Source organism: Gordonia sp. VNK1, from assembly GCF_040049135.1.
GTDB lineage: Bacteria > Actinomycetota > Actinomycetes > Mycobacteriales > Mycobacteriaceae > Gordonia > Gordonia oleivorans.
Genome location: NZ_JBDZDJ010000003.1, coordinates 1 through 24,276, shown reverse-complemented (window position 1 = coordinate 24,276; position 24,276 = coordinate 1). Strand labels below are relative to the sequence as shown.

The window sequence follows — 24,276 nt, the reverse complement described above, 5'->3', positions numbered from 1 at the left end:
ATCAGCTGGCGTAGGCGCGCAGACGCTCGGCGCGGTCGCCCTGACGCAGCTTGCCCATCACCTCGCGTTCGATCTGACGCACCCGCTCGCGGGAGAGTCCGAACATCCGGCCGATCTGATCGAGCGTGCGGGGCTGCCCGTCGTCGAGTCCGTAGCGCATCCGGATCACCTGCTGCTCGCGCTCGTCGAGTGTCGCGAGCACGGCCCGCACGTCGGAGTGCAGCAGTCCGGCGATGACGGCGTTCTCGGCCGAGGTCGCCTCGGCGTCCTCGATGAAGTCGCCGAGCGGTGCCTCCTCGTCACTGCCGACCGGCATGTCCAGGCTCACCGGGTCACGGCTGTGATCGAGCAGGTCGGCGATCTTCTCCGCCGGGATGCCCGACTCGGTGGCCAACTCGTCGTCGGTGGCCTCGCGTCCGAGCTGCTGATGCAGTTCACGCTTGATCCGGGCGATCTTGTTGACCTGCTCCACGAGGTGGACGGGCAGCCGGATGGTGCGGCTCTGATCGGCCATGCCGCGGGTGATGGCCTGCCGGATCCACCAGGTGGCGTAGGTCGAGAACTTGAAGCCCTTGGCGTAGTCGAACTTCTCCATCGCACGGATCAGCCCGAGGTTGCCCTCCTGGATGAGGTCGAGCAACGGCATACCGCGTCCGGTGTAGCGCTTGGCCAGCGACACCACCAGGCGCAGGTTGGCCTCGAGCAGATGCGAGCGGGCCATCTCACCCTCACGGATGATCGTGTTCAGATCGCGCTTCTTCGCGGCCGACAACCGCTTCTTGGTCGCCAACACGTGCTTGGCGTACAGGCCGGCCTCGATCTGCTTGGCGAGTTCGACCTCCTGCTCGGCGTTGAGCAGTGCGGTGCGACCGATCCCGTTCAGATAGACACGAACGAGATCGGCGGCGGGTGACTGAGCGTCGAGATCCTGCTCGGTCATGGCGGGTCGTGTGGAGGTGCTGGGCGCGTCGGTGAGATCAGTGGACGACGTGGTGGAGCGAGCAACGGTGGAGCGTGACATTCCGGCCTCCTGACTTAGGTGCATACAACGGGTCCAACGCGGATGGGTGGACGAAAGTTCCCCGGACGCGCTGGGGCCCCCGCCGTCACGAGTACGGTGAGCTGCGCAAACGCGACAGTGGCCGCCGGAGCTGCTGAGAAGTTGCTGAGATGGTGAAGTCCCGGAACACGATCACGCACCCCGCGCGAGCGTTCCGGTGACGTGCTCGGGACGACGAGGCCCGGCTTTCGTACGGGCCCGTCAGTTCTCGTGCGGCCCGTCAGGTGTCGTGCGGCCCGTCGACGGTCGTCGAGTCGATGCTGCGGCCCGAGGGGCCCAGCGCCGGTGGTCCCACCACGTGATGATCGGGTCCGTACTTGTACTGCGGAACCTCGCCGCGTTTGCGGGGCGGCCGATCGTTGGCGATCAGCACCGCGACCCAGGGCAGCGGAATCGACGCCGCGATGATCGCCAGGGCCCACCAGCCCGAACCCGTCGACGAGTACACGATGCCCGCGATGATCAGCGCCGGGACGCGGAAGGCCATCAGCGTGAGATATTTGCGCACCCGGGCACGATGTTGCTCGTCGTACGGCGTGGGTGCGCCGGTGATCAGGAAGGCGTCGGCGTTCCGGCGATCTCCCGTGGATCGCTGTGCCGCGTCGTTCTGATCACCCATGAATCCACTGTCCCACTTTCGTCGACCGCGCGCACCGTCGGGTTCGGCGGAAATGTCGGGATCGGGTCGCTGCCCGCGCGCTGGTGACCCGGGCCGGTCGTGGCGCACAGTCCTCGGGCCGCTCGCTGGTGGCGCGGCCCAAACGTGGCGCACAATGGAGCCCATGCCCACCGAAACCATTGAGCGTCCCGATCTCGACGAGCGGATCGACACCGACACCCGCACTGACGAGCGGCCCGACGCCGACGCCACCGACCACGGCGACGACGATCGCCCCAAGTTCTTCCACTACGTCAAGAAGGACAAGATCGCCGAGAGTGCCGTCATGGGCAATCATGTCGTCGCGTTGTGCGGGGAGACCTTCCCGGTGACGCGTTCGGCCAAGCCCGGCTCACCGGTCTGCCCGAAGTGCAAGAAGATCTACAACCGGATGCGGAAGAGCTGAGTGCCGGCGCCGCCAGGCGGCGTCACCCGTCGTCGGACCGATTGCGCCGGATCGGTCCGCTCGACAGCCGGTCCGGCAACGTCCTGAGTTGCTCGGTGACCTCCGCGGTCTGACTGTGCACCCACTTGCGGACGTGCGTGGTGACGGCCGGTTTGGCTGGCCACAGCGACTGCACCGCCGCATTGAACTCGGCACCGATCACGATGGCGAACCCCAGGAAGAACGTGAACAGCAGAAAAGCGATCGGGGTCGCGAGCGCGCCGTAGCTGTAACCGGCGCGGGTGATGGCGGCGAGGTAGAGACGCAGGAAGTAGCTCGCCACCCAGAACGCGATGCCCGCGACGACGGCGCCGCCGACCAGTCGATGCCACGGCAGCGGGTTCGGAAGCGCCAGGTGATACAGCGTGGTCAGCACCAGCAACAGCAGCAGCGCGACGAACGGGAAGTAGCCGATGTTGATCGCCGAGGTCACCAGCGGATCCCAGGACTCGGGAACGATGTCGCGCAGGTAGTTGGGGCCCAACGCCACCAACGGCAGCAGCGGCACCGCGACGGTCAGGAACGCCAGGTAGAGCAGCAGTGCGAAGATGCGTTGCCACACCGGGTTCCGGACCTCGTGCTGGTCGTGGGCACGCACGATGGAGGCGACGAAACACGACACCGCCGACGACCCGGCCCACAGTGACAGCACGAAACCGATCGACACCACGCCCACCCGGCCGCGGCCCAGGACGTTGTCGACGGTCGGCTTGATCAGGTCGTCGACGACATTCGGGGAGAAGGTGCGTTCGGCGAAGGACAGGATGCGTTCGTAGATGACGTCGACGGTGTCCGGGCCGAACCACCCGGCCACGTAGCCGACGCTGCCGAGCAGCCCGAGCAGCAGCGGAGGCAACGAGAGCGCCTGCCAGAACGCCGCCTGCGCCGCCCAACCGACGATGCCGTCATCCCAGGCCTTGACGATGGTGCGCCAGACGAGTGTCGGGATGTTGCGGAGCACGGGCGTGCGGGGCTGCGGTGGAGTGTCGGCCGGGTCGTCCTGACCGGTGCGCGGATCCGATCCGGCGGTGTCACGTTCCTGCGACAGCGTCCGATGGTGTGCGTCCGGCGCGTCGAGTTCCACCGACACCGGCGCCGGGTTGCGTCGCGCAGCGGACAACGGTGTCGTCGGGGTCTCACCGCGCGGTGGATGCGGCGTCACGAGCCGGGCGGGACCGATCACATCGGTGTCGGCCGCCGCGCCCGCGGGTGCCGGGCGTGGCGCCGGACCGCCGGCCGTGACATCGGGCCGCCGTCGCCGGGGTGCCCCCGGCGACGCGGTGTCGTCGGGGGTCATCGGTGCGGGATTGCGGCGTCGGGTGCTGATGTGTCCAGCATCCCCGATCGGGCCCGGCGATGGGGGACCACCCCGCGCGCGACACGCGGGGCGAGGTGTGGCCGACACGCCGCACCGGCGGAAGGGCCGCGGATCTCACAGGAGTGTCGGCGGGTGCAGGGCCCGAGGGGCTCGGTAGAGTTGTCGCGTCCGCGCGGTGCGTCACCGCTTGCGCCCCATCGCGATCCCTGTCCCCAGCCCGTGTTTCCCCGTCCAACCCGTGTTTCCCTGTCCTGCACTGCCGACCTTCGGAGCCAGCACCCTTGACCTCTGCCGAAAACGTTGTCGTCCCCACGGTTTCGGGGCCGCCGCTGCGGGCCTGGCAGCGCCGGGCCCTGACGCGGTACCTGGCGCAGGGCCCGAAGGATTTTCTGGCCGTGGCCACGCCCGGCGCGGGCAAGACCACATTCGGTCTGCGTGTCGCCCGCGAGTTGCTCGACGATCGGACCATCGAGCAGATCACCGTGGTGACACCGACCGAACACCTCAAGCACCAGTGGGCGCAGGCGGCTGCGCGGGTGGGGATCGCGCTCGATTCCCGGTTCAGCAACTCGGCCGGTCAGACGAGCACCGACTTCGACGGTGTGGCGGTGACCTACGCGCAGGTGGCCGCACACCCGACCCGGCACCGGGTGCGGACCGAGAACCGCCGCACGCTGGTCATCCTCGACGAGATCCATCACGGTGGTGACGCGAAGTCGTGGGGTGAGGCCATCCGGGAGGCCTTCGACGATGCCGAACGCCGGCTCGCGCTCACCGGAACCCCGTTCCGGTCGGATGACTCACCGATCCCGTTCGTCACCTACGAACCCGAACCGGGTGGCGGCCAGCGGTCACGTGCCGACCACAGCTATGGCTACTCCGATGCCCTCGCCGACGGCGTCGTCCGGCCGGTGGTGTTCCTGGCGTACTCGGGTCAGGCGAGTTGGCGCACCAACGCCGGTGAGGAGTTCACCGCGCGTCTCGGGGAGCCGCTGTCGGCCGAACACACCGCGCGGGCCTGGCGAACCGCACTCGATCCACACGGCGACTGGATTCCCGCGGTGCTGCAGGCCGCGCATACGCGCCTCGGGCAGATCCGAGCCGCCGGGATGCCCGACGCCGGCGGCCTGGTGATCGCGACGGATCAGACCGTGGCCCGCGACTACGCCGAACTGATCGAGTCGATCACCGGGCGGGCACCCACGCTGGTGCTCTCCGATGACCCGAAGGCATCGTCGCGGATCGCGGAGTTCGCCGCGTCCGACGACCAGTGGATGGTCGCGGTCCGGATGGTGTCCGAGGGCGTGGACGTGCCGCGGCTCGCGGTCGGCGTGTACGCGACGAGTTCGTCGACGCCGCTGTTCTTCGCCCAGGCGATCGGACGGTTCGTGCGGTCGCGTCGGCCGGGGGAGACCGCGAGTGTCTTCCTGCCGTCGGTGCCGGTCCTGCTCACCCTGGCCAGCGAGATGGAGGCGCAGCGGGACCACGTCCTGGGCAAGCCGCATCGCGAGAGCGACGGCCTCGACGACGCGCTGCTCATCGATGCCAACAAGCAGAAGGACGAGCCGGGGGAGGACGAGCGCGGATTCCAGTCGCTGCACGCCGACGCCGAACTCGATCAGGTGATCTTCGACGGTTCGTCGTTCGGTACCGCGACCTTCTCGGGAAGCGAGGAGGAATCCGACTATCTCGGGTTGCCGGGTCTGCTCGACGCCGATCAGGTGCGTGCGCTGCTGCGCAAACGCCAGGAGACCCAGGTGGAGCAGCGCACCGCGGCGGCGTCGGCGCCGGCCGCCGAGGCACCACAGCGGGCGACGGGTGAGAATCTGGCGGCACTGCGCAAGGAACTCAACACGCTGGTCGCCATGCATCACCATCGGACGGGCAAACCGCACGGCGTCGTGCACAGTGAACTGCGTGCCAAGCTCGGCGGACCGCCCACGGCGATGGCGTCGGGCGATCAGCTGCGTGAACGTATTCAGGCGCTGCGGGAGTGGCGCTGACGCGCTGCGGGAGTGGCGCTGACCTTCGGCCGGTGGCTTCCGGGCCGTGGTGACGAAACGACCCGGTGACGAAACGACCCGGTGACGAAACGACCCGGTGACGAAACGACCCGGCTCCGGTGGCGTCTGCCACCGGACCCGGGTCGTGGGTCCCTCGGTGAGGAGATCGGGGCCGATCGATCGGTTGTGATCGGATCGGTTGGTCCGGCCGGTTCGGCCGGACACGGGTTCAGACGAGTTCGCCGGCCGATTCGTCGACGGTCGCCTGTAGTTCCACGAGACGTGCCTCGTGCTCATTGAAGTGATGCCGGCAGAAGAGGAGTTCGCCGCCCTTCGGGAGAACGGCACGCACCTTCGCTGCGGCGCCGCAGCGGTCACAACGGTCCGACGCGGTCAACGGCAGGGAGATCGGGGGTGTGGTCGCGATGTCTGGCATTGTTTCCTCCGTCCCGGTCCGGCACTCGCAGGTGCCATTCCTTCTTGAGCCGACACATCCGGGCGATGCATCAACCTCACTGTGTCAGACGTTGTGGGGTTGCGTATTGTTCCGCGCACCCGTCGGCGTGTGTCGTCACTCACCCGTAACACGCGTGCGCCGCCCGCAACACGAGATCAAGTCCCTGTTACCGGCGGCGCGACGTGGATCACATTCACCACGAGCGAAATGTGAAGGGAGGTCGGCGATCTCAGCTCGCCGCGACGGCCGGGGACGGCGTCTTGGTGGCCCGTTCGCGTTCCTCCCGCAGAGCGCTGATGGCGTCGGAGGACTCCAGGTCGCGGTCACGCAGGTATTCGCGCAGCGAGTAGGCGAACGCGGCGGCCCACGCCACGACGATGAAGGTATAGATGACCGTCTGCGCCGGACGCGGGACGTCGACGAGATCGGCGCGCAGCAGGGTGCGCGTATTGGTCAGGATGATCAGTCCACCGACCGACGCACCCAGCAGTCGCGGCGGCACATGCCGCACCAGCCACGCGGCCAGGGGTGCGGCCAGCACACCACCGACCAGGATGGCGCCCACCCAGGCGAAGTTGATGCCCTGTGATCCGAGGCTCACGAGGAATCCGAGGCTGGCCGCGACCGCGATGATGAACTCGCTGGTGTCGATCGATCCGATGACCTTGCGGGGTTCGAGACGCCCGCTGGCCAGGATCGCCGGGGTGCCGACCGGTCCCCAGCCGCCGCCACCAGTGGCGTCGACGAAACCGGCGACCAGGCCGAGTGGTGACAGGAATCGTTTGCGCAGCGGCTTGCCGAGGTGTTCGCGGGGAATGCCGGAGAAGGTGAAGCGCACCAGGATGTAGAGGCCCAACGCCAGCAGGATGGCGGCCATCACCGGCGCGGCCGCCTCGGTGGACAGGTGCGAGAGGACCGTGGCGCCGGCGAATGCGCCGATTGCGCCGGGGAGCGCGATTCGGCGGACGACCTTCCAGTCGACGTTGCCGAACCGCCAGTGGGAGACGCCGGAGACCAGGGTGGTGCCGATCTCGGCGAGGTGGACGGTGGCCGACGCCGCCGCGGGGTTGGTGCCGATCGCCAGCAGCAGGGTGGTCGTCGTGACGCCGTAGGCCATGCCGAGGCTGCCGTCGACGAGTTGGGCGGCGAAGCCCACGAGGCCGATGAGGACAAGAGTGCGCATCAGTGGATGTCTTTCGGTGGTGACGGTGAGGGTGAGAGCCAATCAGCGGTGGCGACGACAGATCGCGACCGACGGCGCAGGTGTGCGGGGGCGGCGGGTCGTGCCCGCGCTCAGGTCACCGACACAGCATGGATGCGACCCGTAACAGGTCGACGACGCGACTGCTGACCAGCACGGGGAGCCCTCGGACGTCGGAAAGCGGCATGCCGGACATCCTATGAGTGACCGGGTCGCGGTACCGCATCGGCGGCGGGGTCGCGATCAGCACGGGCGCAACCCTTGACACGGGTGCCGACAGGGGCCGTGAACGACCGACGCCCCGGCCATGCGGCCGGGGCGTCGATCTGATGATGCGGCGTTGTCAGTCCAGGTAGTCGCGCAGGACCTGCGACCGCGACGGGTGGCGCAGCTTCGACATCGTCTTCGACTCGATCTGCCGGATGCGTTCGCGCGTCACGCCATAGACCTGTCCGATCTCGTCGAGGGTGCGCGGCTGACCGTCGGTCAGACCGAAACGGAGTCGGACGACGCCGGCCTCACGTTCGGAGAGGGTTTCCAGCACGGACTGCAGCTGATCCTGCAGCAGCGTGAAGCTCACCGCGTCGACCGCGACGACCGCCTCGGAATCCTCGATGAAGTCACCGAGCTGCGAATCGCCCTCGTCGCCGATGGTCTGATCCAGCGAGATCGGTTCACGCGCGTACTGCTGGATCTCCAGCACCTTCTCCGGCGTGATGTCCATCTCCTTGGCGAGTTCCTCGGGGGTCGGCTCGCGGCCGAGGTCCTGGAGGAGTTCGCGCTGGATACGGCCGAGCTTGTTGATGACCTCGACCATGTGGACCGGGATGCGGATGGTGCGGGCCTGATCGGCCATGGCGCGGGTGATGGCCTGGCGGATCCACCAGGTGGCGTACGTCGAGAACTTGTAGCCCTTGGTGTAGTCGAACTTCTCGACCGCACGGATCAGGCCCAGGTTGCCCTCCTGGATGAGGTCCAGGAACGCCATGCCGCGGCCGGTGTAACGCTTGGCCAGCGAGACGACGAGACGCAGGTTCGCCTCGAGGAGGTGATTCTTCGCCCGGTTGCCGTCGCGCGAGATCCAGTTGAGGTCACGCTTGGCGGCGGTGGACACCTTCTCGCCGGATGCCAGCATGCGCCGCAACCGCTCGGTGGCGAACAGGCCGGCCTCGATGCGCTTGGCGAGTTCGACCTCCTCCTCGGCGTTGAGCAGTGCGACCTTGCCGATCTGCTTGAGGTAGGCACGCACCGAGTCGGCCGATGCGGTCAGTTCCGCGTCCTTGCGGGCCTGTCGCAGGGCCTCGGATTCCTCTTCGTCCCAGACGAAGTCGCCGGACTTGGCCTCCTTGGCCTCCTCCTTGGGCTTGGCCGCGGTGGCCTTGGCGGTACCGGTACCGGTACCGGTGGCGGCGGCCGGTGCCGGTGCGTCGGTCTTGGCCGCGTCGTCGTCGGACTCGGCATCGTCCTCGTCGTCGTCCGAGTCGTCCTCGGACTCGTCGTCGGCGTCCTCGTCGATCTCGACGTCATCGATCTCGACGTCGTCGAGTTCGGTGTCGGGGACGTCGATGTCGTCGATCGAGGTGGGCTCGTCGTCGGAATCCTCGGCGGCATCGGCGGTGCCCGTGGCCACGGCCTTGGCGGCGGTCTTCTTCGCAGCCTTGCGGGCCGGGGCCTTCTTTGCTGCGGTCTTGCGGGCGGTTGCTTTCTTGGCCGCCTTCTTGGCGACCTTCTTCGCGGGTGCCTTGTCAGCCGCGGGGGCGGTTGACGTCGGATCCTCGACCTCGGCGTCGTTCTGGCGGGTCTGGGTGGCTGCCACGTACAACCTTTCGGATACGAATCGTGTCTATCGTTTGCGGCAGCGGTGAGCCGTCGCTGATCAGGGCTTGATCCGGCGTGAGATCGCCGGTGCGGACCATTGTAACGACACCCCCCGGCCGAATGTGACAAAGGCCTGGTCAGGATGGCTGTGTCAAGGTCACGGTCAGGCGCGGAGACCTTGGTTGACGGCCATCGCGGCCCCGACGATGCCCGCGGTGTTGAGCAGGGTGGCCGGCACCACCGGGGTGGAGTTGGTCAGCAACGGAATCCACTTGTCGGACTTGCGGCTGATCCCGCCGCCGGCGATGAAGAGTTTGGGCCAGAACAGTGCCTCGTACTCCTTGAGGACGATCGACACCTTCTCGGTCCACTTCTCATACGACCAGCCCTTCTCCTCCTTGATGCGCGAGGATGCCTGGTGCTCGGCCTCCTTCTTGCCGACGATGAGGTGCCCGAGTTCGGTGTTGGGCACCAGGGTTCCGTTGATGAGGATGGCCGAACCGATCCCGGTACCGAAGGTCAAGAGCATCACCACGCCGCTGACACCCTTCCCGGCGCCGCAGGCGTCCTCGGCCATCCCGGCGGCGTCGGCGTCGTTGAGCACCGACACCTGCCGTCCGCCCATCATCTCGCTGAAGAGTGCGTACACGTCGGTCCCGATCCAGGCGGGATCGATGTTGGCGGCGGTCCGCATCACCCCGTCGGTGATCACGCCCGGCAGGGTGATGCCGACCGGTCCGGCCCAGTCGAAGTGGGCCACCACCTCGGCGACGCCCCCGGCGACCGCATTGGGCGTCGCGGGCTTGGGGGTGAGGACCTTGAACCGCTCACCGACCAGCGCACCCGTGTCGAGGTCGACGATCCCGCCCTTGATGCCCGACCCGCCGACATCGACGCCGAAGCCCAGATTCGTTGCGGTGGTGGGGGAGTCGGGCACTGCGGAGTCGGTCATGGCGAGTCCTCTCAGGCGATGGTCGGGTGCCGGCCGACGATCGGTCTCGCCGCGGCGTCTTCAGGCTATCGACACCGCGCGCAGGTCGCAGGGGTGTGCGGAGAACTCTCGTCGACGGCGCGGGGACCGACTTGCCCGATCGCACCGTCGGCCGGCGGGTGTGCTCACATGGAACGGTGGAGCACGCAGACAGGCAGGGTGTCGTCGACCATCGGTCCGGGAGTTCGGACGTGTCCGAGGCGGGTGGGGGTGCGGCCGATATCGACCCGGCGTCGTTGGGTGCGGTGGCGGTTGAGGTGGCGCACGAGGCCGCCGCACACGTGCGCACCCGGCGGCCGGAACTGTTCGGCGGCCCGGGACCCGGCGCGGCCGAGGACGGCGTCGACGATGCGGTGTCGACCAAATCGACGCCCACCGATCCGGTCACCGTGGCCGACACCGAGACCGAGGCACTGATCCGCGCGATGCTGCATCGGCTGCGGCCCGGTGACCACGTCCTCGGGGAGGAGGCCGGCGGCAGCGTCGCCGTGCCGACCGGGGTGCGCTGGGTCGTCGACCCGATCGACGGGACGGTCAACTTCATGTACGGCATCCCGGCGTATGCGGTGTCGGTGGCCGCGCAGATCGACGGGCGCTCGGTGGCGGGTGCGGTGGTCGACGTCGCACGGCGGGTCACCTACTCGGCGACGCTGGGCGGCGGTGCCGTCATGACCGTCGACGGAGTGCGAACCCCGTTGCGATGCAACGCCATCGACGAGGTGGGCCTGGCGTTGGTGGCCACCGGTTTCGGGTACGACGCCCGCCGGCGGCGCGCGCAGGGGGCGCTGGTGGCGCAGTTGCTGCCCAAGGTGCGGGACCTGCGCCGGATCGGGGCCGCCGCACTCGATCTGTGCATGGTCGCCAGCGGTGCCGTCGACGCGCACATCGAACACGGCCTGAGTCCCTGGGATTGGGCGGCGGGTGGGCTCATCGCCGCCGAGGCGGGCGCGAGAGTGCTGTTGCCGCCACCGGATTCACGCTCGGACGACGGTCATCCCACGATCGCGGTGGCACCGGGGATCGCCGAGAGCTTCATCGCACTCCTCGACTCGGTCGATGCCCGGCGGGCGCTGCCCGCCCAGGCATGACCTGAGGCCGGACCCGGCGCCGGTCGTCTGGAGGCCGCTCAGCAGCGCTGGGAGTGCACGGCGCTGACCAGACCCGGGTCGACGCCGCTCTGCGGGTTCTTCGGATCCGCCGACCGCAGCGCCTCCAGTGCCGCCTGCGCATCCTGGGACTGCTCCTGGGCCTCGTAGTACTCGCCGAGCGCGACATCGACGTCGGTGCCGCGACGTCCGTCGTTGACGAGTTGGGCGCACGGGATCGCGAGCCACACCGCCGCCGCGGCCGCCTGTCCGGCCGGGCCGAAGCGGATCTGCGCGACACAGTTGAGATCGTGGTTGGGGTAGAGCGGATCGTCGCCGTAGGCGGAGTCGCTGGCCGGGGTGAAACCCTGAGCCGTCAGATCGCCCGACGCCGAGCGCGCCGCGCCGCGCTGCGTGGACGCGTTGAGCACCCGCACCTGGAACGTCGACAGCGCCGCCGGAGTGACCTTGAGCATGTCGTCGCGATCGACGACGGTGGAGGTCGGCTGTGCGGCGGAGGTCGGCGCCGGGGCCGCGTCGGCCGGTGCGGAGTCGGACGCGGAGGCACTCGCCGGGGTCGGAACGTTGCAGTCGGTGGGCGTCGCGTCGGCCTCCGAGCCCGCCAGCGCCACCGACCAGGCGATGACTCCCAGGACGGCGAGCACGGCCAACACGATGAGAATGGGCCAGCTTCGGCGTCGGCGATACGGTCGCCCGTTGTGATCGGTGGGGTAACCGGTCGTAATCTGCGAGACCACCGTGGACTGCGCTCCTTCATCGCCAGCGGATTTGGGCCCACTGTAGAGGGTCGGTCCGTCGCCGGATCGGAGGCGGCGCCGACCAGAGATGGCGCGTGACATTTTTCGGGCCCACCGGGTGGCGGAGGGGAGCGGGCGGCGTCAAGCGGCGATCGAGCCCGAGGAGAGCCGCGGTGACCGGCGTGATTGACTCTGTGCGGTGTCTCCACTATGCTTCGGGCGCCCGCTCTCCCGAGCCCGAGGCGAGCAGGCATCAAAACGTGAGCAACTTCACAACGATCCGGTGGTCGATGGGTAACGAATCGCCCCGGTCATGACGTTGTAGGTACGCCGGCAAGACAATCCCGGCATGTACGGCACCCAGGGTTCATGACGGTCACAAGCCGAGGACTGCGTGGTGCGCTCCTCCAACCAGGTAAGGCACACAATGGCTACTGATTATGACGCGCCACGACGCACGGAGAGCGAAGACCTGAACGAGGATTCGCTCGAGGAACTCAAGGCGCGGCGCAGCGAGGCACAGGCCGCGGCCGTCGACGTCGACGAGACAGACACCGCGGAGTCGTTCGAACTCCCCGGGGCGGACCTGTCCGGTGAGGAACTGTCGGTGCGGGTCATCCCGAAGCAGGCCGACGAGTTCACTTGTAGCAGCTGTTTTCTCGTTTATCACCGCAGTCGACTCGCCCGTGAGAACGGCTCGTCGATGATCTGCGTCGACTGCGCCTGAGGTCGTCGGGCCGCTGCCCGGCGAACGGCGGGCCGGGTCGCCGGTGACCTCTACGAGGTCGCTGCGGCGTCCGGCACTCCGAGCGCTTCCAGCAACTCGCCGGGCCGACGGGTCGACACCAGCCAGTACGGGGTCGGGTCGTCAGGGTCGTCGAGAACCAACAGCACCATCGTCTTGACCCAGGCGTGGTGCACCAGGAATGCGGCCGGGTCGAGCTGGCGTCCCAGGGCCGCACTCTTGGCCGAGGCGCTGATCGTCGCGCCTCGAGCGATCACCGAACGCGGCAGGCGCGCCTTGCCCGCCTGCAGTTCGCCATCGGCCGTCACCCGGATGCGTGTGCGACCCATCGACCAGAGCGCCAACGCGCACACGATCGCGGTACCCACGTATCCGAGATATCCCCATCCCGAACGGTGTGCCGAGAGCTCGATCTCGTGCCCGACCACGCCGGTCACCACAGCCGCGGCCAGCCACCACCACCACGGGACCCTCAGTCGTTCGTCGAAACGTGTGTCGCCCCCGGTGGCCCGATCGCCTGCGGAGCCACCGGCCGACCCGACGGCATTGCCTGCGGTCTGGGCGTCGGGATGGGACTCGCTGGGTTCGGGATCACTCACAGGGCCAGCGTAGTCTGCCAGCGTGACATCAGATCTCACCCCTGGTCCGAGCGACTCGCTGCCACCGGTACGGGTCCGCCGCCTCGATCCCGATCTTCCGCTGCCGGCCCGGGCCCACCCGGGCGACGCCGGCGTCGACCTCTGTTCCACCATCGACCTCGAACTTCCCGCCGGCCGTCGCCAACTCGTCGGCACAGGGATCGCCATCGCACTGCCGGTGGGCACGGTGGGCCTGATCCATCCCCGATCCGGGTTGGCGGCGCGCGCCGGGCTGTCGATCGTGAACACGCCCGGCACCATCGACGCCGGCTACCGCGGTGAGATCAAGGTCTGCCTGATCAACCTCGATCCGAGCGAGCCGATCCACATCGCACGCGGTGACCGCATCGCCCAACTCGTCATCCAGCGTGTCGAGCTCCCGTCGTTCGTGGAGGTCGACGAACTCGACGAGACCAGCCGCGGCGCCGGTGGATACGGGTCCAGCGGTGGCCACGCCGCACTGTCCGGCCCCGAGTCCTGACGAAGCGCACCGCGCGACATCTCCGACCGGCGTCGACCGTTCCCGCTGACCTCCGACGTCGCGGTCGGCCCGTCGATTACCCTGCACACGGGAAGGTCGGCACACCGTGGTTCGCGGTGAGGGCAGGAGATGAGACAGAAGATGGCAGCGGACGACGAACTGCGGGTCGGGCAGGCGCGTGGACCCTACGACATCGACGAATTGGCCACGCCGGCCGAGGAATTGGCGAACTCTCATCTGGATCTGGGCTCGGTGCTGGTCCCCGTGGTCGAGGGGGGACAGGTGACCGTGGAGATGTCCCCGGATCATCAGCCGGAGGCGGTGTACCTCGTCACCCCGCACGGCCGGATCAGCGTGACGGCCTTCGCGGCACCACGATCACCGGGCCTGTGGCGTGAGGTCGTGCGCGAACTCGCGGCGTCCCTGCGCGACGAAGGTGCCACCGTGAGCGTCGAGGACGCGCACTGGGGTCGTGAGGTCCTCGCGGAGGTCCCCGGTGGCGCCCACCGCTTCATCGGTGTCGACGGTCCCCGATGGATGGTCCGGTGCGTGGCCAGCGGTCCGGACGAGTCACGGGACCAGCTGAGCCAATTGGCCCGGGCGGTGCTGGCCGAGTCCGTGGTCCGGCGCGGCAAGGACCCGCACCCGCCCCGGGAGATGCTCCCGATCGTGTTGCCGCCTGTCCTCGCCGAGCAGGTCGCCGCCGCACAGCAACAGATGGTGCAGCAGCAGATGGGCGGTGCCGTGCCGCCCGGAGCGCCCGGCACCGAGGCGTCAGCGGTACCCGCCCCGGCTCAACCCGAGGAGGTCGCCGAGACCCGCGTCGACGACGACGTGGATGGCGATCTCGATGAGCACATCGACGTCGAACGCATCCCGGGCGGTGCGCTCGAACAGATCGAACAGGCCACCCTCGTGCGTGAGGCCGACGCGGCCGCCGAGGTGATCGAGGAGGAGCCCGAGGAGATCCCGCCGTCGTCGGGTTCGGCGATGCAGCGTTTCCGGCGTCGCCGTTCCAAGAGCTGAGCCGTTGGTCGAGCTGAGCCGGTCCGGGAGCTGAGCCGTTCGGTGAGCTGAACCGGGCCCGGGCGGCGTTCACCGCACGAGTTCACCCCACGCCCGCGCGCAGGAGCGCCCCAGAACGGACGGATCCTGTCCCCACTCGTGCAGACCCACGTGCACGAGGTGCGCCTCGGGTGCCGCGGCACACCACTGTTCAGCGACCTCGAGCGGATGCAGCGGGTCATCGGCTGCCGCGGTGATCGCCAGGGGCACGGCGAGGTGTGCGATGTCGTCGACCGTCGGGGCCCGATACCGCGCGGCCTGCTCCAACTGGCCGACCAGACCCGGGTACAGCGCTCGCCAGCTGCGGGTGAGTTCGGCACCCAGCCACGCGGGACTGCTGCGGCGCATCGCGGCGATCGTCGCCTCCAGCCCATCGACGCGCAGCGCCCGTGCGGTCGCCGCGGCGCTCTGTACGGCGAGCGTGGAGTCGCCGACCCCGCTCCACGCCGGCAGGGCGGCCCACACCCCGGCGCACCGCTGCGCGCCGTCGGCCCCCAATGCCCAGTCGATCGCGATGGCGGCTCCGATCGAGATGCCGCCCACCAGAATCCGGCCGTACCTATCCGCCGATTCGTCCAGGCGCCGGCGGTGGCCCGCGACAAGATCCTCCTCGGGTTGCAGGGCGATCAGTTCCACACCCATCCGCGCGGCGGCCGCACCGAATGCCCGCCGGACGAAGTCGGCGTCCGAACCCGTTCCGGGCATCACGACGAGCGCCGACACCGCGGTGTGAGACCGGCCATTCGTGCTGGTCACGGCGTGTATGTCATTCGCGGGCATGCCACGATCATGCCGTGCGTTGTACGTGTCGTGAGCTTGGGTCTACGCTGAGGCCAAGCACCCACGTCGGGGCGTCGAGTACTACTCAAGGCCCGGCCCACAAGGCACCACGACCCCGACTGGGCGAAGGCACATCGTCTTGGAGGTTGCGATGCCGACAGCCGGATATCTCAAGCGGCTGACGAAGCGGTTGACCGAGGATCTCGGCAACGCCGATGCGCAGCAGATCGCTGCCGAATCCGAAGCGACCGGCGCTCAGCGCGCCGTCGAGTGTTGCCGCGGTGACGAGGTCACCATGCACGGTGAACTTCGATCGGTGGAGACGTGTTCGCGCACCGCCAAGAGCGGGGTCAAGGCGGAGTTCTTCGATGGATCCGACGTCGTGATGCTGAAATGGCTGGGACGCAACCGGATCCCGGGAATCGAACCGGGCCGGAAGTTGACCGTACGGGGTCGCCTGGGCGAGCACGACGGCACCAAGGTGATCTACAACCCGTACTACGAGCTCTACGGCGACGAGGACTGACGGAGCGCACCATTAAGGCGGCCCACTGCGGCCGCCTTTCTGCTGCCCGACGAGCAGTGCCCGGCTCGACGTGCGGGCGCCACCGTGGCCGCCGAGCGGCAGTGTGCCCCCCGGATCTGGCGGCTACTCGATCCGCATCGCGGCGTGCAGCGCGGGTTCGGCCTCGGCCGGTGCGATGAACACCAGTTCGTCGCCGCCCTCGAGCGGGTCGTCGCGTTCGGGCACGATCACCCGGCCGCCGCGCAGGATCGCCACGAGCGCAGCATCTCTGGGCAACTGGAGCTTGTGAACGGGGCGGCCGGCGAGCGGCGTGTTCGCCGGCAGCGTGAGTTCGACCAGGTTGGCCTGTCCCTGGCGGAATGTCATCAGGCGCACCAGATCTCCGACGGAGACCGCCTCCTCGACGAGCGAGGCGAGCAGCCGCGGCGTCGACACCGCGACATCGACGCCCCACTCCTCGCCGAAAAGCCACTCATTGCGGGGGTCGTTGACCCGGGCGACCACCCGATTGACGGCGAATTCCGTCTTCGCGAGCAGACTCACCACCAGGTTGGCCTTGTCGTCGCCGGTCGCGGCGATCATCACGTCGAAGGACTGCAGATTCGCCGACTCGAGATTCGACAGCTCACAGGCGTCGGCGAGTAGCCATTGCGCGCCGGGGACGGCGTCGGTGTCGATGTGATCGGACTTGCGCTCGAACAAGGTGACCTCGTGCGAGTTGACGAGCAGCTCGCGGGCAATCGATCGCCCGACGGCGCCGGCACCGGCGATGGCGACTCTCATGACGTTCTCCTGTCGAAGACGGTGGTGACGGCGGCGGATGGGCCGCCCATCAAGATCAATGGCCGTTGTTGGTGGTCAGTCGTCGGCCAGCGGAGCCGCCACCAGGGCGCGTGTCTCCGGCAACCGGTCGAGCAGCACCGCGGCGAACACCACATCGCTTTGCTGCAGAACGGTCTTCGCCTCCGGCAGCACCGGCGTACCGACGCGGTTGAGGAAGGCGATCCGGGCGCCGGTGCGCTCCTGGAACTTGATCGAACTCGTCCCGATCCACGACTCGTGGATGTCGAGTTGCGCGATCGCCAACGTCCCCGACGGGTCACGCCACTCGGTGGTGGTCGAGGTCTCACCGAGCGCCGAGACGAAACGTTCGGTGGTCCACGGCACCGTCGCCACCGTCGGGATACCGAGGCGTTCGTAGACCGCCGCGCGTTTGGCGTCGTAGATGCGGGCCACCACGCGTTCGATGTCGAAGGTCTCGCGTGCCACGCGCGCGGAGATGATGTTGGAGTTGTCGCCGGAGGAGACGGCGGCGAAGGCGTCGGCTTTCTCGATCCCGGCGCGGATCAGCACGTCCCGATCGAATCCGACACCGACGATGCGGTCGCCGGTGAAGGCATCGCCGAGGCGGGCGAAGGCCGATGCGTCACGATCGATCACCGCGACCTCGTGCCCACGCTTCTGCATGGCCATCGCCAGCGCCGATCCGACTCGTCCGCAGCCCATGATGACTACTCGCACAGCGGTCCTTTCACGGTGCACCCTTTCCGGCGATCACATGCCTGTGGGGTTCGCCCACGACTCGGCGGCGCAGGGATTCATCGACGCCACCAACGACCGCGTCGTCCCATGCAGAGATGAACCTACCCGTACTGCCCGGCCGATGATGCGGGTCCTGGTGGCCTTCGGGTATCGCAGGTTCTAGTGTTGCCTGGTGTCCACCGTGTCAAAGGTGTCCGTCGCGACGAAACGCCTGCTTCTGGGACGTCCATTTCGCAGCGACAGTCTCGGCCACACCCTGCTGCCCAAGCGCATAGCGCTACCGGTGTTCGCGTCGGACGCGATGTCATCGGTCGCCTACGCGCCGCAGGAGATCTTCCTGGTCCTCTCGGTCGCCGGATTGTCGGCCCTGGCGTACACACCGTGGGTGGCGATCGCGGTCGCGATCGTGATGGCGGTCGTCGTTGCCAGCTATCGCCAGAACGTGCACGCCTATCCCTCCGGTGGCGGTGACTACGAGGTGGCCACCGTCAATCTCGGTCCCACCGCGGGCCTGACGGTCGGCAGCGCGCTGCTGGTCGACTACGTCCTCACCGTCGCGGTGTCGATCTCGTCGGCGGCGGAGAACATCGGTGCGGCGATACCCTTCGTGCACGAGCACCGAGTCTGGTTCTGTGTCGCGGCGATCATCGTGCTGGCGGCGGTGAATCTGCGCGGCCTCAAGGAGTCCGGGTCGGTGCTGGCCATCCCGACCTACGCCTTCATCTTCGGTGTGCTGGGCATGCTCATCTGGGGATTCCTGGAGATCTTCGTCCTGGGACGCGACGTGCAGGCCGAGACCGCGCACTTCGAGATCAGGGCCGAGAACAATCACCTGATGGGTATCGCGTTCGTGTTCCTGATCGCGCGTGCGTTTTCGTCCGGATGCGCGGCGCTGACCGGTGTGGAGGCGATCAGCAACGGCGTTCCGGCCTTCCAGAAACCCAAGTCGCGCAACGCCGCGACGACACTGCTCCTTCTCGGCAGCATCGCGATCGTGCTGCTGCTGGGCATCGTCTTCCTGGCCGAGCGGATCGGCGCGAAATACGTGATGAATCCGGACACCGACCTGATCGGTGCGCCCCCCGGCTACCAGCAGGAAGCCATGATCGCCCAGTTGGCGCACGCTGTCTTCGAGGGTTTCCCGATCGGGTTCTATTTCGTCGCGACCGTGACCGCCCTGATCCTGATGCTGGCGGCCAACACCGCATTCAACGGTTTTCCGGTGCTCGGGTCGGTGCTCGCCCAGGATCGTTATCTGCCGCGTCAGATGCACACCCGCGGCGACCGGCTGGCCTTCAGCAACGGCATCGTGTTCCTCGCCGTCGCGGCGATGGCCTTCGTGATCGCCTTCGGTGGTGAGGTGACCGCGCTCATCCAGCTCTACATCGTCGGCGTGTTCGTGTCGTTCACCCTGAGCCAGACGGGCATGGTGCGGCACTGGACGCGGTTGTTGCGTACCGAAACCGACCCGAGTGCGCGTCGGCGGATGATGCAATCCCGGGTGATCAACGCCGTGGGTCTGATCATGACGGCGACGGTGCTGGTGGTCGTGCTGATCACCAAGTTCACCGCCGGCGCCTGGATCGCGATCCTGGCGATGGTCATCCTGTTCGTCATCATGAAACTGATCCACCACCACTACGCCTCGGTCCAGCGCGAGCTCGAACGTGCCGTCGACGAGGACGAGCAGGTGTTGCCGAGCCGGACCCACTCGGTGGTGTTGGTCTCCACGCTGCACCTGGCCACCAAGCGGGCCCTGCTGTACGCCCGCGCCACCCGCCCCGACGTGCTCGAGGCGATCACCGTCAACGTCGACGATCGCGACACTCGCCGGTTGGTGTCGGAGTGGGAGGCCAGCGACATCCGGGTGCCGCTCAAGGTGATTGCGTCGCCCTATCGTGAGATCACCCGCCCGGTGATCGAGTACGTCCGTCGCGTCCGACGAGAGTCGCCCCGCGATGTCATCACCGTGTTCATCCCGGAGTATGTGGTGGGGCATTGGTGGGAGCAGATCCTGCACAACCAGTCGGCGCTGCGGTTGAAGACACGCCTGCTGTTCGAGCCCGGGGTGATGGTGACGTCGGTGCCCTGGCAGCTCAGTTCGTCCGATCGTCGCAAGGCGGATCTGTCCTACAACGCCCCCGGTGACACCCGGCGTGCCCTGGGTGGCCCCGACTCGTGAGTGCGCCCGAGCTGCTGACGTTGGCTGTGCAGCGGCCCGCGAACGGCGGCACCGCCATCGCCCACGCACCCGACGGCCGGGTCGTGTTCGTCCGGGGCGCGATTCCCGGTGAGACCGTGACCGCGTCGATCATCGGAGAGAAGCCCGGGTTTCTCTCCGCGGAGGTCTGCGACGTTCTCGATCCGTCGCCCTATCGCATCGAAAATCGTTGTCCGGCAGCGGTTCACGGAGCAGGTTGTTGCGACTTCGCGTTTGTCGCGGCGGCCCACGCGCGAACTCTGAAGTCGCAGGTGCTGCGTGACGTCCTGATCCGGGTGGGCGGCTTCACGCCGGATGCCCTCGACGTTCTCGAGGATGCGGCTGCGGCGGTTCGCGCACTCGACGACGCCGAGGTGGGTTGGCGGATTCGCACCCGACTGACCGTCGACGCCGACGGCCGGGCGGGGGTGCACGAACGAGGGGCCGCGGGAATCGTCGTCGGACACCCATGCGCGCAACCCGATCCGACGATGATCGTCGGCGTCGACGCCGGATACACACCGGGCGCCGAGCTCGCCATCGTGCTCGACGACGACGGTCACCGTCACATCACCGAACTGGCACCACCGAGTCCCGGAGGCGGTTCGGGTTCGAGTGGTCGGCGTCGGGCAACGCAGCGTCGGGGCACGGACCGGCGGGGTGCGCACCGCCGGTCGGCGCAACGACGTCGACGTGGGCGTGAGGGTGCTCGTGCACTGACCGTGCTCGAGGGGGAGGCGACCGCGGTACACCGGGTGGGGGACCGCGCCTGGCAGATCCCGGTGACCGGATTCTGGCAGGGGCACCGCGCAGCACCCTCGGTGTATGCCGCGACGGTCACCGAGTTCGTCCGGCGGTATCTCGAGTATGTCGGCGTCGGGTCGGGGGAGCCGGTGACGTGCTGGGATCTGTACGGCGGTGCGGGTGTGTTCGCGGCTGCTCTCCTCGACGACGTCGGTGCCGGTCGGGTGGACATCGTCGACTCCGACGGCGGCGCACTCGCGGCCGCCGGGGTGACCTTCGGTGACGATCCGCGGGTGCGGAGCCATCGTGGCGAGGTGGCGGAGATCATCGGCGACCTTCCCGCACCGGATGTGGTGGTTCTCGACCCGCCGCGGACGGGCGCCGGGGCACGGGTGATCGACGGCATCGTCGCCGCGGGTCCACGGGTGGTGCACGTCGGTTGCGACGTCGGCCGGTTCGCGCGGGATCTGCGCCTGTGGACCGACCGGGGATATCGGGTGCGAGGCATTGCGGGGTTCGACGCATTCCCTCTCACGCACCATCTGGAGGCCATCGCAGTACTGGTGCGGTCGACCTCACCCGTCTGAGGGTTTGTCGCCGTCGGGTTGACGCCGGGACATCCGTAGACTGACACAGATGACTCTCGTCGCCTCCCGGCGTCGAGGGACGAATCCCCGGGGCGAACCGGTGGGTTCGTGGTCGGGGGCCTGGAGCCCTGGGGTATCCACCGGTGAAGCCCGCCGGTGTCGCGCCGACCCGCCGACCGTGGACGACGACATGATGGAGGAATGATGGGCCAACTCGAGCACATCAATTCACCGGCGGATCTGCGTGCGCTCTCACCCGAGGACGTCACCGCGTTGGCGAGTGAGATCCGCGATTTCCTCGTCGAGAAGGTGTCGGCCGTCGGCGGGCACCTCGGACCGAATCTGGGTGTCGTCGAGCTGACCCTGGCGCTGCATCGTGTCTTCCATTCGCCGATCGATCCGGTGATCTTCGACACAGGCCATCAGTGCTATGTGCACAAGATCGTGACCGGCCGGCGTGACGGGTTCGATTCGTTGCGGCAGAAGGGCGGACTCACCGGGTATCAGGATCGTGCCGAGAGCCCGCACGACTGGGTCGAATCCTCACACGCCTCGGCGGCGTTGTCGTACGCCGACGGCCTCGCGAAGTCGTTCGCGCTCACCGGGCAGGACGAGCGGACCGTGGTCGCCGTCGTCGGTGACGGTGCGCTCACCGGCGGTATGTGCTGGGAGGCCATCAACAACATCGCCGGTGCCGATCGGCCGGTGGTGATCGTGGTGAACGACAACGGGCGGTCGTATGCACCGACGATCGGCGGACTCGCCAAACACCTGTCCGGACTGCGGCTGCAGCCGGGGTACGAGCGCGTGCTCGACGAGGGACGCAAGGTGGTGCAGAAGTTGCCGGTCGTCGGCGACCCGGCGTACGCGTTGCTGCACGGGATGAAGAGCGGCTTGAAGGATCTGCTTGCGCCACAGGCGATGTTCACCGACCTCGGCCTCAAGTACGTGGGACCGGTGAACGGTCACGACGTGGAGGCACTCGAGTCGGCGTTCCGCCAGGCGAAGGCATTCGGCGGGCCGGTGATCGTACACACGGTGACCCGCAAGGGCATGGGGTATGCGCACGCGGAGAATCACGTCGCCGATCAGATGCACTCCACCGGAGTCATCGATCCCGCCACCGGCCGTGCCAAGACCGTGTCGCCGCAGGATTGGACGTCGGTGTTCTCGGCTGCGCTGATCGAGGCCGGCGCCGCACGGGACGATGTGGTGGCGATCACCGCCGCTATGCCCGGCCCGACCGGACTCGCACCCTTCGGCGAGCGGTACCCGGATCGGATGTTCGACGTGGGGATCGCGGAACAGCATGCGGTGACCTCGGCGGCCGGGTTGGCGCTGGGCGGTCTGCACCCGGTGGTCGCGATCTATTCGACTTTCCTCAATCGTGCCTTCGATCAGTTGTTGATGGATGTCGCGCTGCTGAAACTCCCGGTGACGCTGGTACTCGACCGGGCCGGGATCACCGGCCCCGACGGTCCGAGCCATCACGGAATGTGGGATCTGTCGCTGCTGGGTCTGGTGCCGGGCATCCGCGTTGCCGCGCCCCGTGATGCGGTGCGGCTGCGGGAGGAGTTCGCCGAGGCATTGGACGTCGGTGACGGACCCAGTGCGCTGCGATTCTCCAAGGGCGCTGTGCCGGAGGACATTCGGGCGATCGAGCGTCTGGATGACGGGGTTGACGTGCTGCGACGTGGCACCTCGCCGACCGAGCCGATCGGCGGTGACGTTCTCATCGTGGCGGTCGGCGCCTTCTGCGCGTTGGCTCTGGATACCGCGGAGCGACTGCGGAGTCAGGGCATCGAGGCCACCGTCGTCGATCCTCGATGGGTGTTGCCGGTCCCGCCATCGGTGGTCGATCTCGCCGGACGTCACCGACTCGTGGTCACACTGGAGGACAGCGGTGTGCACGGAGGCGTCGGGTCGGCGGTGGCCGCCGCACTGTCGAATGCGGATGTGACTGCGCCGGTTCAGATCCGGGGGATTCCTCAGCAATTCATCACTCACGCTTCCCGCGGTGAGATCTTGTCGGAGCTCGGTCTGACCGCGCAGGATCTGGCGCGGTCCATCACCGCCACGGTCTCCGGAATGCAGGTGACCCCCGGACTCGACCGTGCTGCGCTCGACGACCCCGAACTCGATGTGGCGCATGACGACTCGACGTCGGGCGAGTTGGAGTCCCCCGAGCCCGACTGACGCGTCCGAGCTTGTCCGCCGGGCCGAGCTTGTCGAGGTCCAGTCCCGGTGGTCGAGCCGGGCGGAGCGCTAGCCGCCGCGTTGAGCTCCGTCGAAACGAAGCCCGTGTCGAGGCCTCGTAAGACGAGGCTGGAACTCCCCACGGCCACAATGTTTCTGCGGCGGTGCGGCCCGGCCAGTACCGGCGGACGGGCTGCTTCAGGAGGTGTCGAGCCGGTAGTGGAGCCGGGCGGCCAGAACACGCTCGATTCGGCTGTTGCGTGGGTTCATGCCGATGGCGGCGAGTTCCTCGAGCTCACGTTCCCGGTCGGCGCCGCTGGTACGGATGCCGCCATCACGGATGCGGCGCTCGCGGGGCTGTCCTTCGGTGGTCGTGTCGCGGACGCGGATTCGGGTGCGTGAGGCACGATCGAGCCCGGCAGCGGTGGCTGGGTCGTCGGGATCGTCGGTGATCGGAACACCGTCTCCGTCGAAGACGACCAGGTCGATCTCCCTGGTGTCGGTGACACCAGGTTCGTCGGGGTGCTCGTCGCCTGCGGCGTCGGGCTTGTCTCGCTGGTCGGGTGGTCGGGGTTCGACGGGATCGGGTTGGGCTGCGCCTGAATCGTATTCGTCGATGGCTGGGTCGGGTTGGTCAGGGACGCCCGACCCGTGGTCGTAGTTCTGGTCGACGCTGTCTGCGAGGTCGAGGCTGTCGTCGATGCTCGAGGAGTCGGCAGCCGGAGCCTGATGGTCACTCGGAACACTACGGTCGGACGGGGTTTCGGCCTCGACGGTTGCCGGGGCTTCGGCCTCGTGGTCCTTGTTGCTGTCAGCGTGGGGATCGGTCGGTTCGTCGATCTGGGTATCGACCGGCTCGGCGTCACCCTCCGCGTCAGCGGCGGCGGCTTCGATGTCATCAGTTTCGGCATCGACCGCTTCGGCGTCAACCACGTCGGTGTCTGCGGGTTCGGTTGCGCCGGAACCACTACCGGTATC

General features: G+C 68.1%; 22 protein-coding genes and 1 pseudogene. 10 read left to right on the top strand and 13 right to left on the bottom strand.

Annotation, left to right across the window (positions count from 1 at the left end; translation table 11 throughout):
• Nucleotide 1: 1 nt before the first annotated feature.
• Both ABLE94_RS04075 and ABLE94_RS04070 read right to left on the bottom strand, forming a co-directional pair.
• Nucleotides 2-1,021 (bottom strand): sigma-70 family RNA polymerase sigma factor, encoded by a 1,020-nt coding sequence (locus tag ABLE94_RS04075; protein ID WP_348803577.1) that lies wholly within the window; start codon nucleotides 1,019-1,021, stop codon nucleotides 2-4.
• A gap of 259 nt (nucleotides 1,022-1,280) precedes the next feature.
• Entirely contained in the window at nucleotides 1,281-1,679 is a 399-nt protein-coding gene (locus tag ABLE94_RS04070; RefSeq protein ID WP_348803579.1) for a DUF3099 domain-containing protein, read from the bottom strand.
• A gap of 163 nt (nucleotides 1,680-1,842) precedes the next feature.
• Here ABLE94_RS04070 and ABLE94_RS04065 point away from each other — a divergent pair, with 163 nt between their 5' ends.
• Complete coding sequence (locus ABLE94_RS04065) at nucleotides 1,843-2,124, top strand: DUF3039 domain-containing protein (protein ID WP_348803581.1); 282 nt, start codon at nucleotides 1,843-1,845, stop codon at nucleotides 2,122-2,124.
• 22 nt (nucleotides 2,125-2,146) lie between these two features.
• Here the strand turns inward: ABLE94_RS04065 and ABLE94_RS04060 are convergent, their stop codons facing one another.
• Nucleotides 2,147-3,460: a YihY/virulence factor BrkB family protein gene (locus tag ABLE94_RS04060; RefSeq protein ID WP_348803582.1), complete on the bottom strand. Its 1,314-nt coding sequence runs from the start codon at nucleotides 3,458-3,460 to the stop codon at nucleotides 2,147-2,149.
• A 302-nt stretch (nucleotides 3,461-3,762) separates the two neighbouring features.
• On the opposite strand from ABLE94_RS04060, the gene ABLE94_RS04055 reads away from it, so the two are divergent.
• A complete protein-coding gene (locus ABLE94_RS04055; protein ID WP_348803583.1) occupies nucleotides 3,763-5,484 on the top strand; it encodes a DEAD/DEAH box helicase in 1,722 nt (573 codons plus the stop codon).
• 229 nt (nucleotides 5,485-5,713) lie between these two features.
• Here the strand turns inward: ABLE94_RS04055 and ABLE94_RS04050 are convergent, their stop codons facing one another.
• The 4 genes from ABLE94_RS04050 to ppgK form a co-directional block, all read right to left on the bottom strand.
• Nucleotides 5,714-5,920 (bottom strand): DUF7455 domain-containing protein, encoded by a 207-nt coding sequence (locus tag ABLE94_RS04050; protein WP_348803585.1) that lies wholly within the window; start codon nucleotides 5,918-5,920, stop codon nucleotides 5,714-5,716.
• Between the two features lie 250 nt (nucleotides 5,921-6,170).
• Nucleotides 6,171-7,124 carry a sulfite exporter TauE/SafE family protein gene (locus tag ABLE94_RS04045; protein ID WP_348808108.1) on the bottom strand — a complete coding sequence of 318 codons (954 nt, stop codon included), beginning with the start codon at nucleotides 7,122-7,124 and terminating at the stop codon, nucleotides 6,171-6,173.
• Between the two features lie 361 nt (nucleotides 7,125-7,485).
• Nucleotides 7,486-8,958, bottom strand: a complete 1,473-nt coding sequence (locus ABLE94_RS04040; RefSeq protein ID WP_348803588.1) for an RNA polymerase sigma factor — start codon at nucleotides 8,956-8,958, stop codon at nucleotides 7,486-7,488.
• A 165-nt stretch (nucleotides 8,959-9,123) separates the two neighbouring features.
• Nucleotides 9,124-9,912 carry a polyphosphate--glucose phosphotransferase gene (gene ppgK / locus ABLE94_RS04035; protein WP_348808107.1) on the bottom strand — a complete coding sequence of 263 codons (789 nt, stop codon included), beginning with the start codon at nucleotides 9,910-9,912 and terminating at the stop codon, nucleotides 9,124-9,126.
• A 230-nt stretch (nucleotides 9,913-10,142) separates the two neighbouring features.
• On the opposite strand from ppgK, the gene ABLE94_RS04030 reads away from it, so the two are divergent.
• Nucleotides 10,143-11,039 (top strand): inositol monophosphatase family protein, encoded by an 897-nt coding sequence (locus ABLE94_RS04030; protein ID WP_348803590.1) that lies wholly within the window; start codon nucleotides 10,143-10,145, stop codon nucleotides 11,037-11,039.
• 38 nt (nucleotides 11,040-11,077) lie between these two features.
• Here ABLE94_RS04030 and cei read toward each other — a convergent pair whose 3' ends face one another.
• Nucleotides 11,078-11,794 carry an envelope integrity protein Cei gene (gene cei, locus ABLE94_RS04025; protein ID WP_348808106.1) on the bottom strand — a complete coding sequence of 239 codons (717 nt, stop codon included), beginning with the start codon at nucleotides 11,792-11,794 and terminating at the stop codon, nucleotides 11,078-11,080.
• 427 nt (nucleotides 11,795-12,221) lie between these two features.
• On the opposite strand from cei, the gene ABLE94_RS04020 reads away from it, so the two are divergent.
• A complete protein-coding gene (locus tag ABLE94_RS04020) occupies nucleotides 12,222-12,521 on the top strand; it encodes a DUF4193 domain-containing protein (protein ID WP_348803593.1) in 300 nt (99 codons plus the stop codon).
• Nucleotides 12,522-12,571: 50 nt separating this feature from the next.
• On the opposite strand, the gene ABLE94_RS04015 is transcribed toward ABLE94_RS04020, so the two are convergent.
• Entirely contained in the window at nucleotides 12,572-13,138 is a 567-nt protein-coding gene (locus ABLE94_RS04015; protein WP_348803594.1) for a DUF3093 domain-containing protein, read from the bottom strand.
• A gap of 22 nt (nucleotides 13,139-13,160) precedes the next feature.
• Here ABLE94_RS04015 and dut point away from each other — a divergent pair, with 22 nt between their 5' ends.
• Together dut and ABLE94_RS04005 are read left to right on the top strand one after the other, a co-directional pair.
• On the top strand, nucleotides 13,161-13,658 hold the full coding sequence (gene dut / locus ABLE94_RS04010; RefSeq protein ID WP_348803595.1) for a dUTP diphosphatase: 498 nt from the start codon (nucleotides 13,161-13,163) through the stop codon (nucleotides 13,656-13,658).
• Nucleotides 13,659-13,799: 141 nt separating this feature from the next.
• The gene (locus tag ABLE94_RS04005) at nucleotides 13,800-14,684 is read left to right on the top strand and encodes a DUF3710 domain-containing protein (protein ID WP_348808105.1); all 885 of its coding nucleotides are present in this window, start codon (nucleotides 13,800-13,802) and stop codon (nucleotides 14,682-14,684) included.
• 69 nt (nucleotides 14,685-14,753) lie between these two features.
• On the opposite strand, the gene ABLE94_RS04000 is transcribed toward ABLE94_RS04005, so the two are convergent.
• Nucleotides 14,754-15,428 carry an alpha/beta hydrolase gene (locus tag ABLE94_RS04000; RefSeq protein WP_348803920.1) on the bottom strand — a complete coding sequence of 225 codons (675 nt, stop codon included), beginning with the start codon at nucleotides 15,426-15,428 and terminating at the stop codon, nucleotides 14,754-14,756.
• Nucleotides 15,429-15,654: 226 nt separating this feature from the next.
• Here ABLE94_RS04000 and ABLE94_RS03995 point away from each other — a divergent pair, with 226 nt between their 5' ends.
• Complete coding sequence (locus ABLE94_RS03995) at nucleotides 15,655-16,029, top strand: OB-fold nucleic acid binding domain-containing protein (protein ID WP_348803598.1); 375 nt, start codon at nucleotides 15,655-15,657, stop codon at nucleotides 16,027-16,029.
• A 123-nt stretch (nucleotides 16,030-16,152) separates the two neighbouring features.
• Here the strand turns inward: ABLE94_RS03995 and ABLE94_RS03990 are convergent, their stop codons facing one another.
• Entirely contained in the window at nucleotides 16,153-16,812 is a 660-nt protein-coding gene (locus ABLE94_RS03990) for a potassium channel family protein (RefSeq protein WP_348803599.1), read from the bottom strand.
• Nucleotides 16,813-16,887: 75 nt separating this feature from the next.
• The gene (locus ABLE94_RS03985) at nucleotides 16,888-17,550 is read right to left on the bottom strand and encodes a potassium channel family protein (RefSeq protein WP_348803600.1); all 663 of its coding nucleotides are present in this window, start codon (nucleotides 17,548-17,550) and stop codon (nucleotides 16,888-16,890) included.
• Between the two features lie 193 nt (nucleotides 17,551-17,743).
• Between ABLE94_RS03985 and ABLE94_RS03980 the strand changes: the two genes are divergently transcribed.
• From ABLE94_RS03980 to dxs, 3 genes are all read left to right on the top strand, one after another.
• A complete protein-coding gene (locus ABLE94_RS03980; RefSeq protein ID WP_348803601.1) occupies nucleotides 17,744-19,753 on the top strand; it encodes an APC family permease in 2,010 nt (669 codons plus the stop codon).
• Nucleotides 19,750-21,102 (top strand): class I SAM-dependent RNA methyltransferase, encoded by a 1,353-nt coding sequence (locus ABLE94_RS03975; RefSeq protein ID WP_348808104.1) that lies wholly within the window; start codon nucleotides 19,750-19,752, stop codon nucleotides 21,100-21,102. The genes ABLE94_RS03980 and ABLE94_RS03975 overlap by 4 nt, the downstream gene beginning before the upstream one ends.
• A gap of 204 nt (nucleotides 21,103-21,306) precedes the next feature.
• Nucleotides 21,307-23,298: a 1-deoxy-D-xylulose-5-phosphate synthase gene (gene dxs / locus ABLE94_RS03970; protein WP_348803921.1), complete on the top strand. Its 1,992-nt coding sequence runs from the start codon at nucleotides 21,307-21,309 to the stop codon at nucleotides 23,296-23,298.
• A gap of 198 nt (nucleotides 23,299-23,496) precedes the next feature.
• On the opposite strand, the pseudogene ABLE94_RS03965 reads toward dxs, so the two are convergent.
• Nucleotides 23,497-24,276: pseudogene (locus tag ABLE94_RS03965) on the bottom strand (hypothetical protein); the annotation flags it as partial.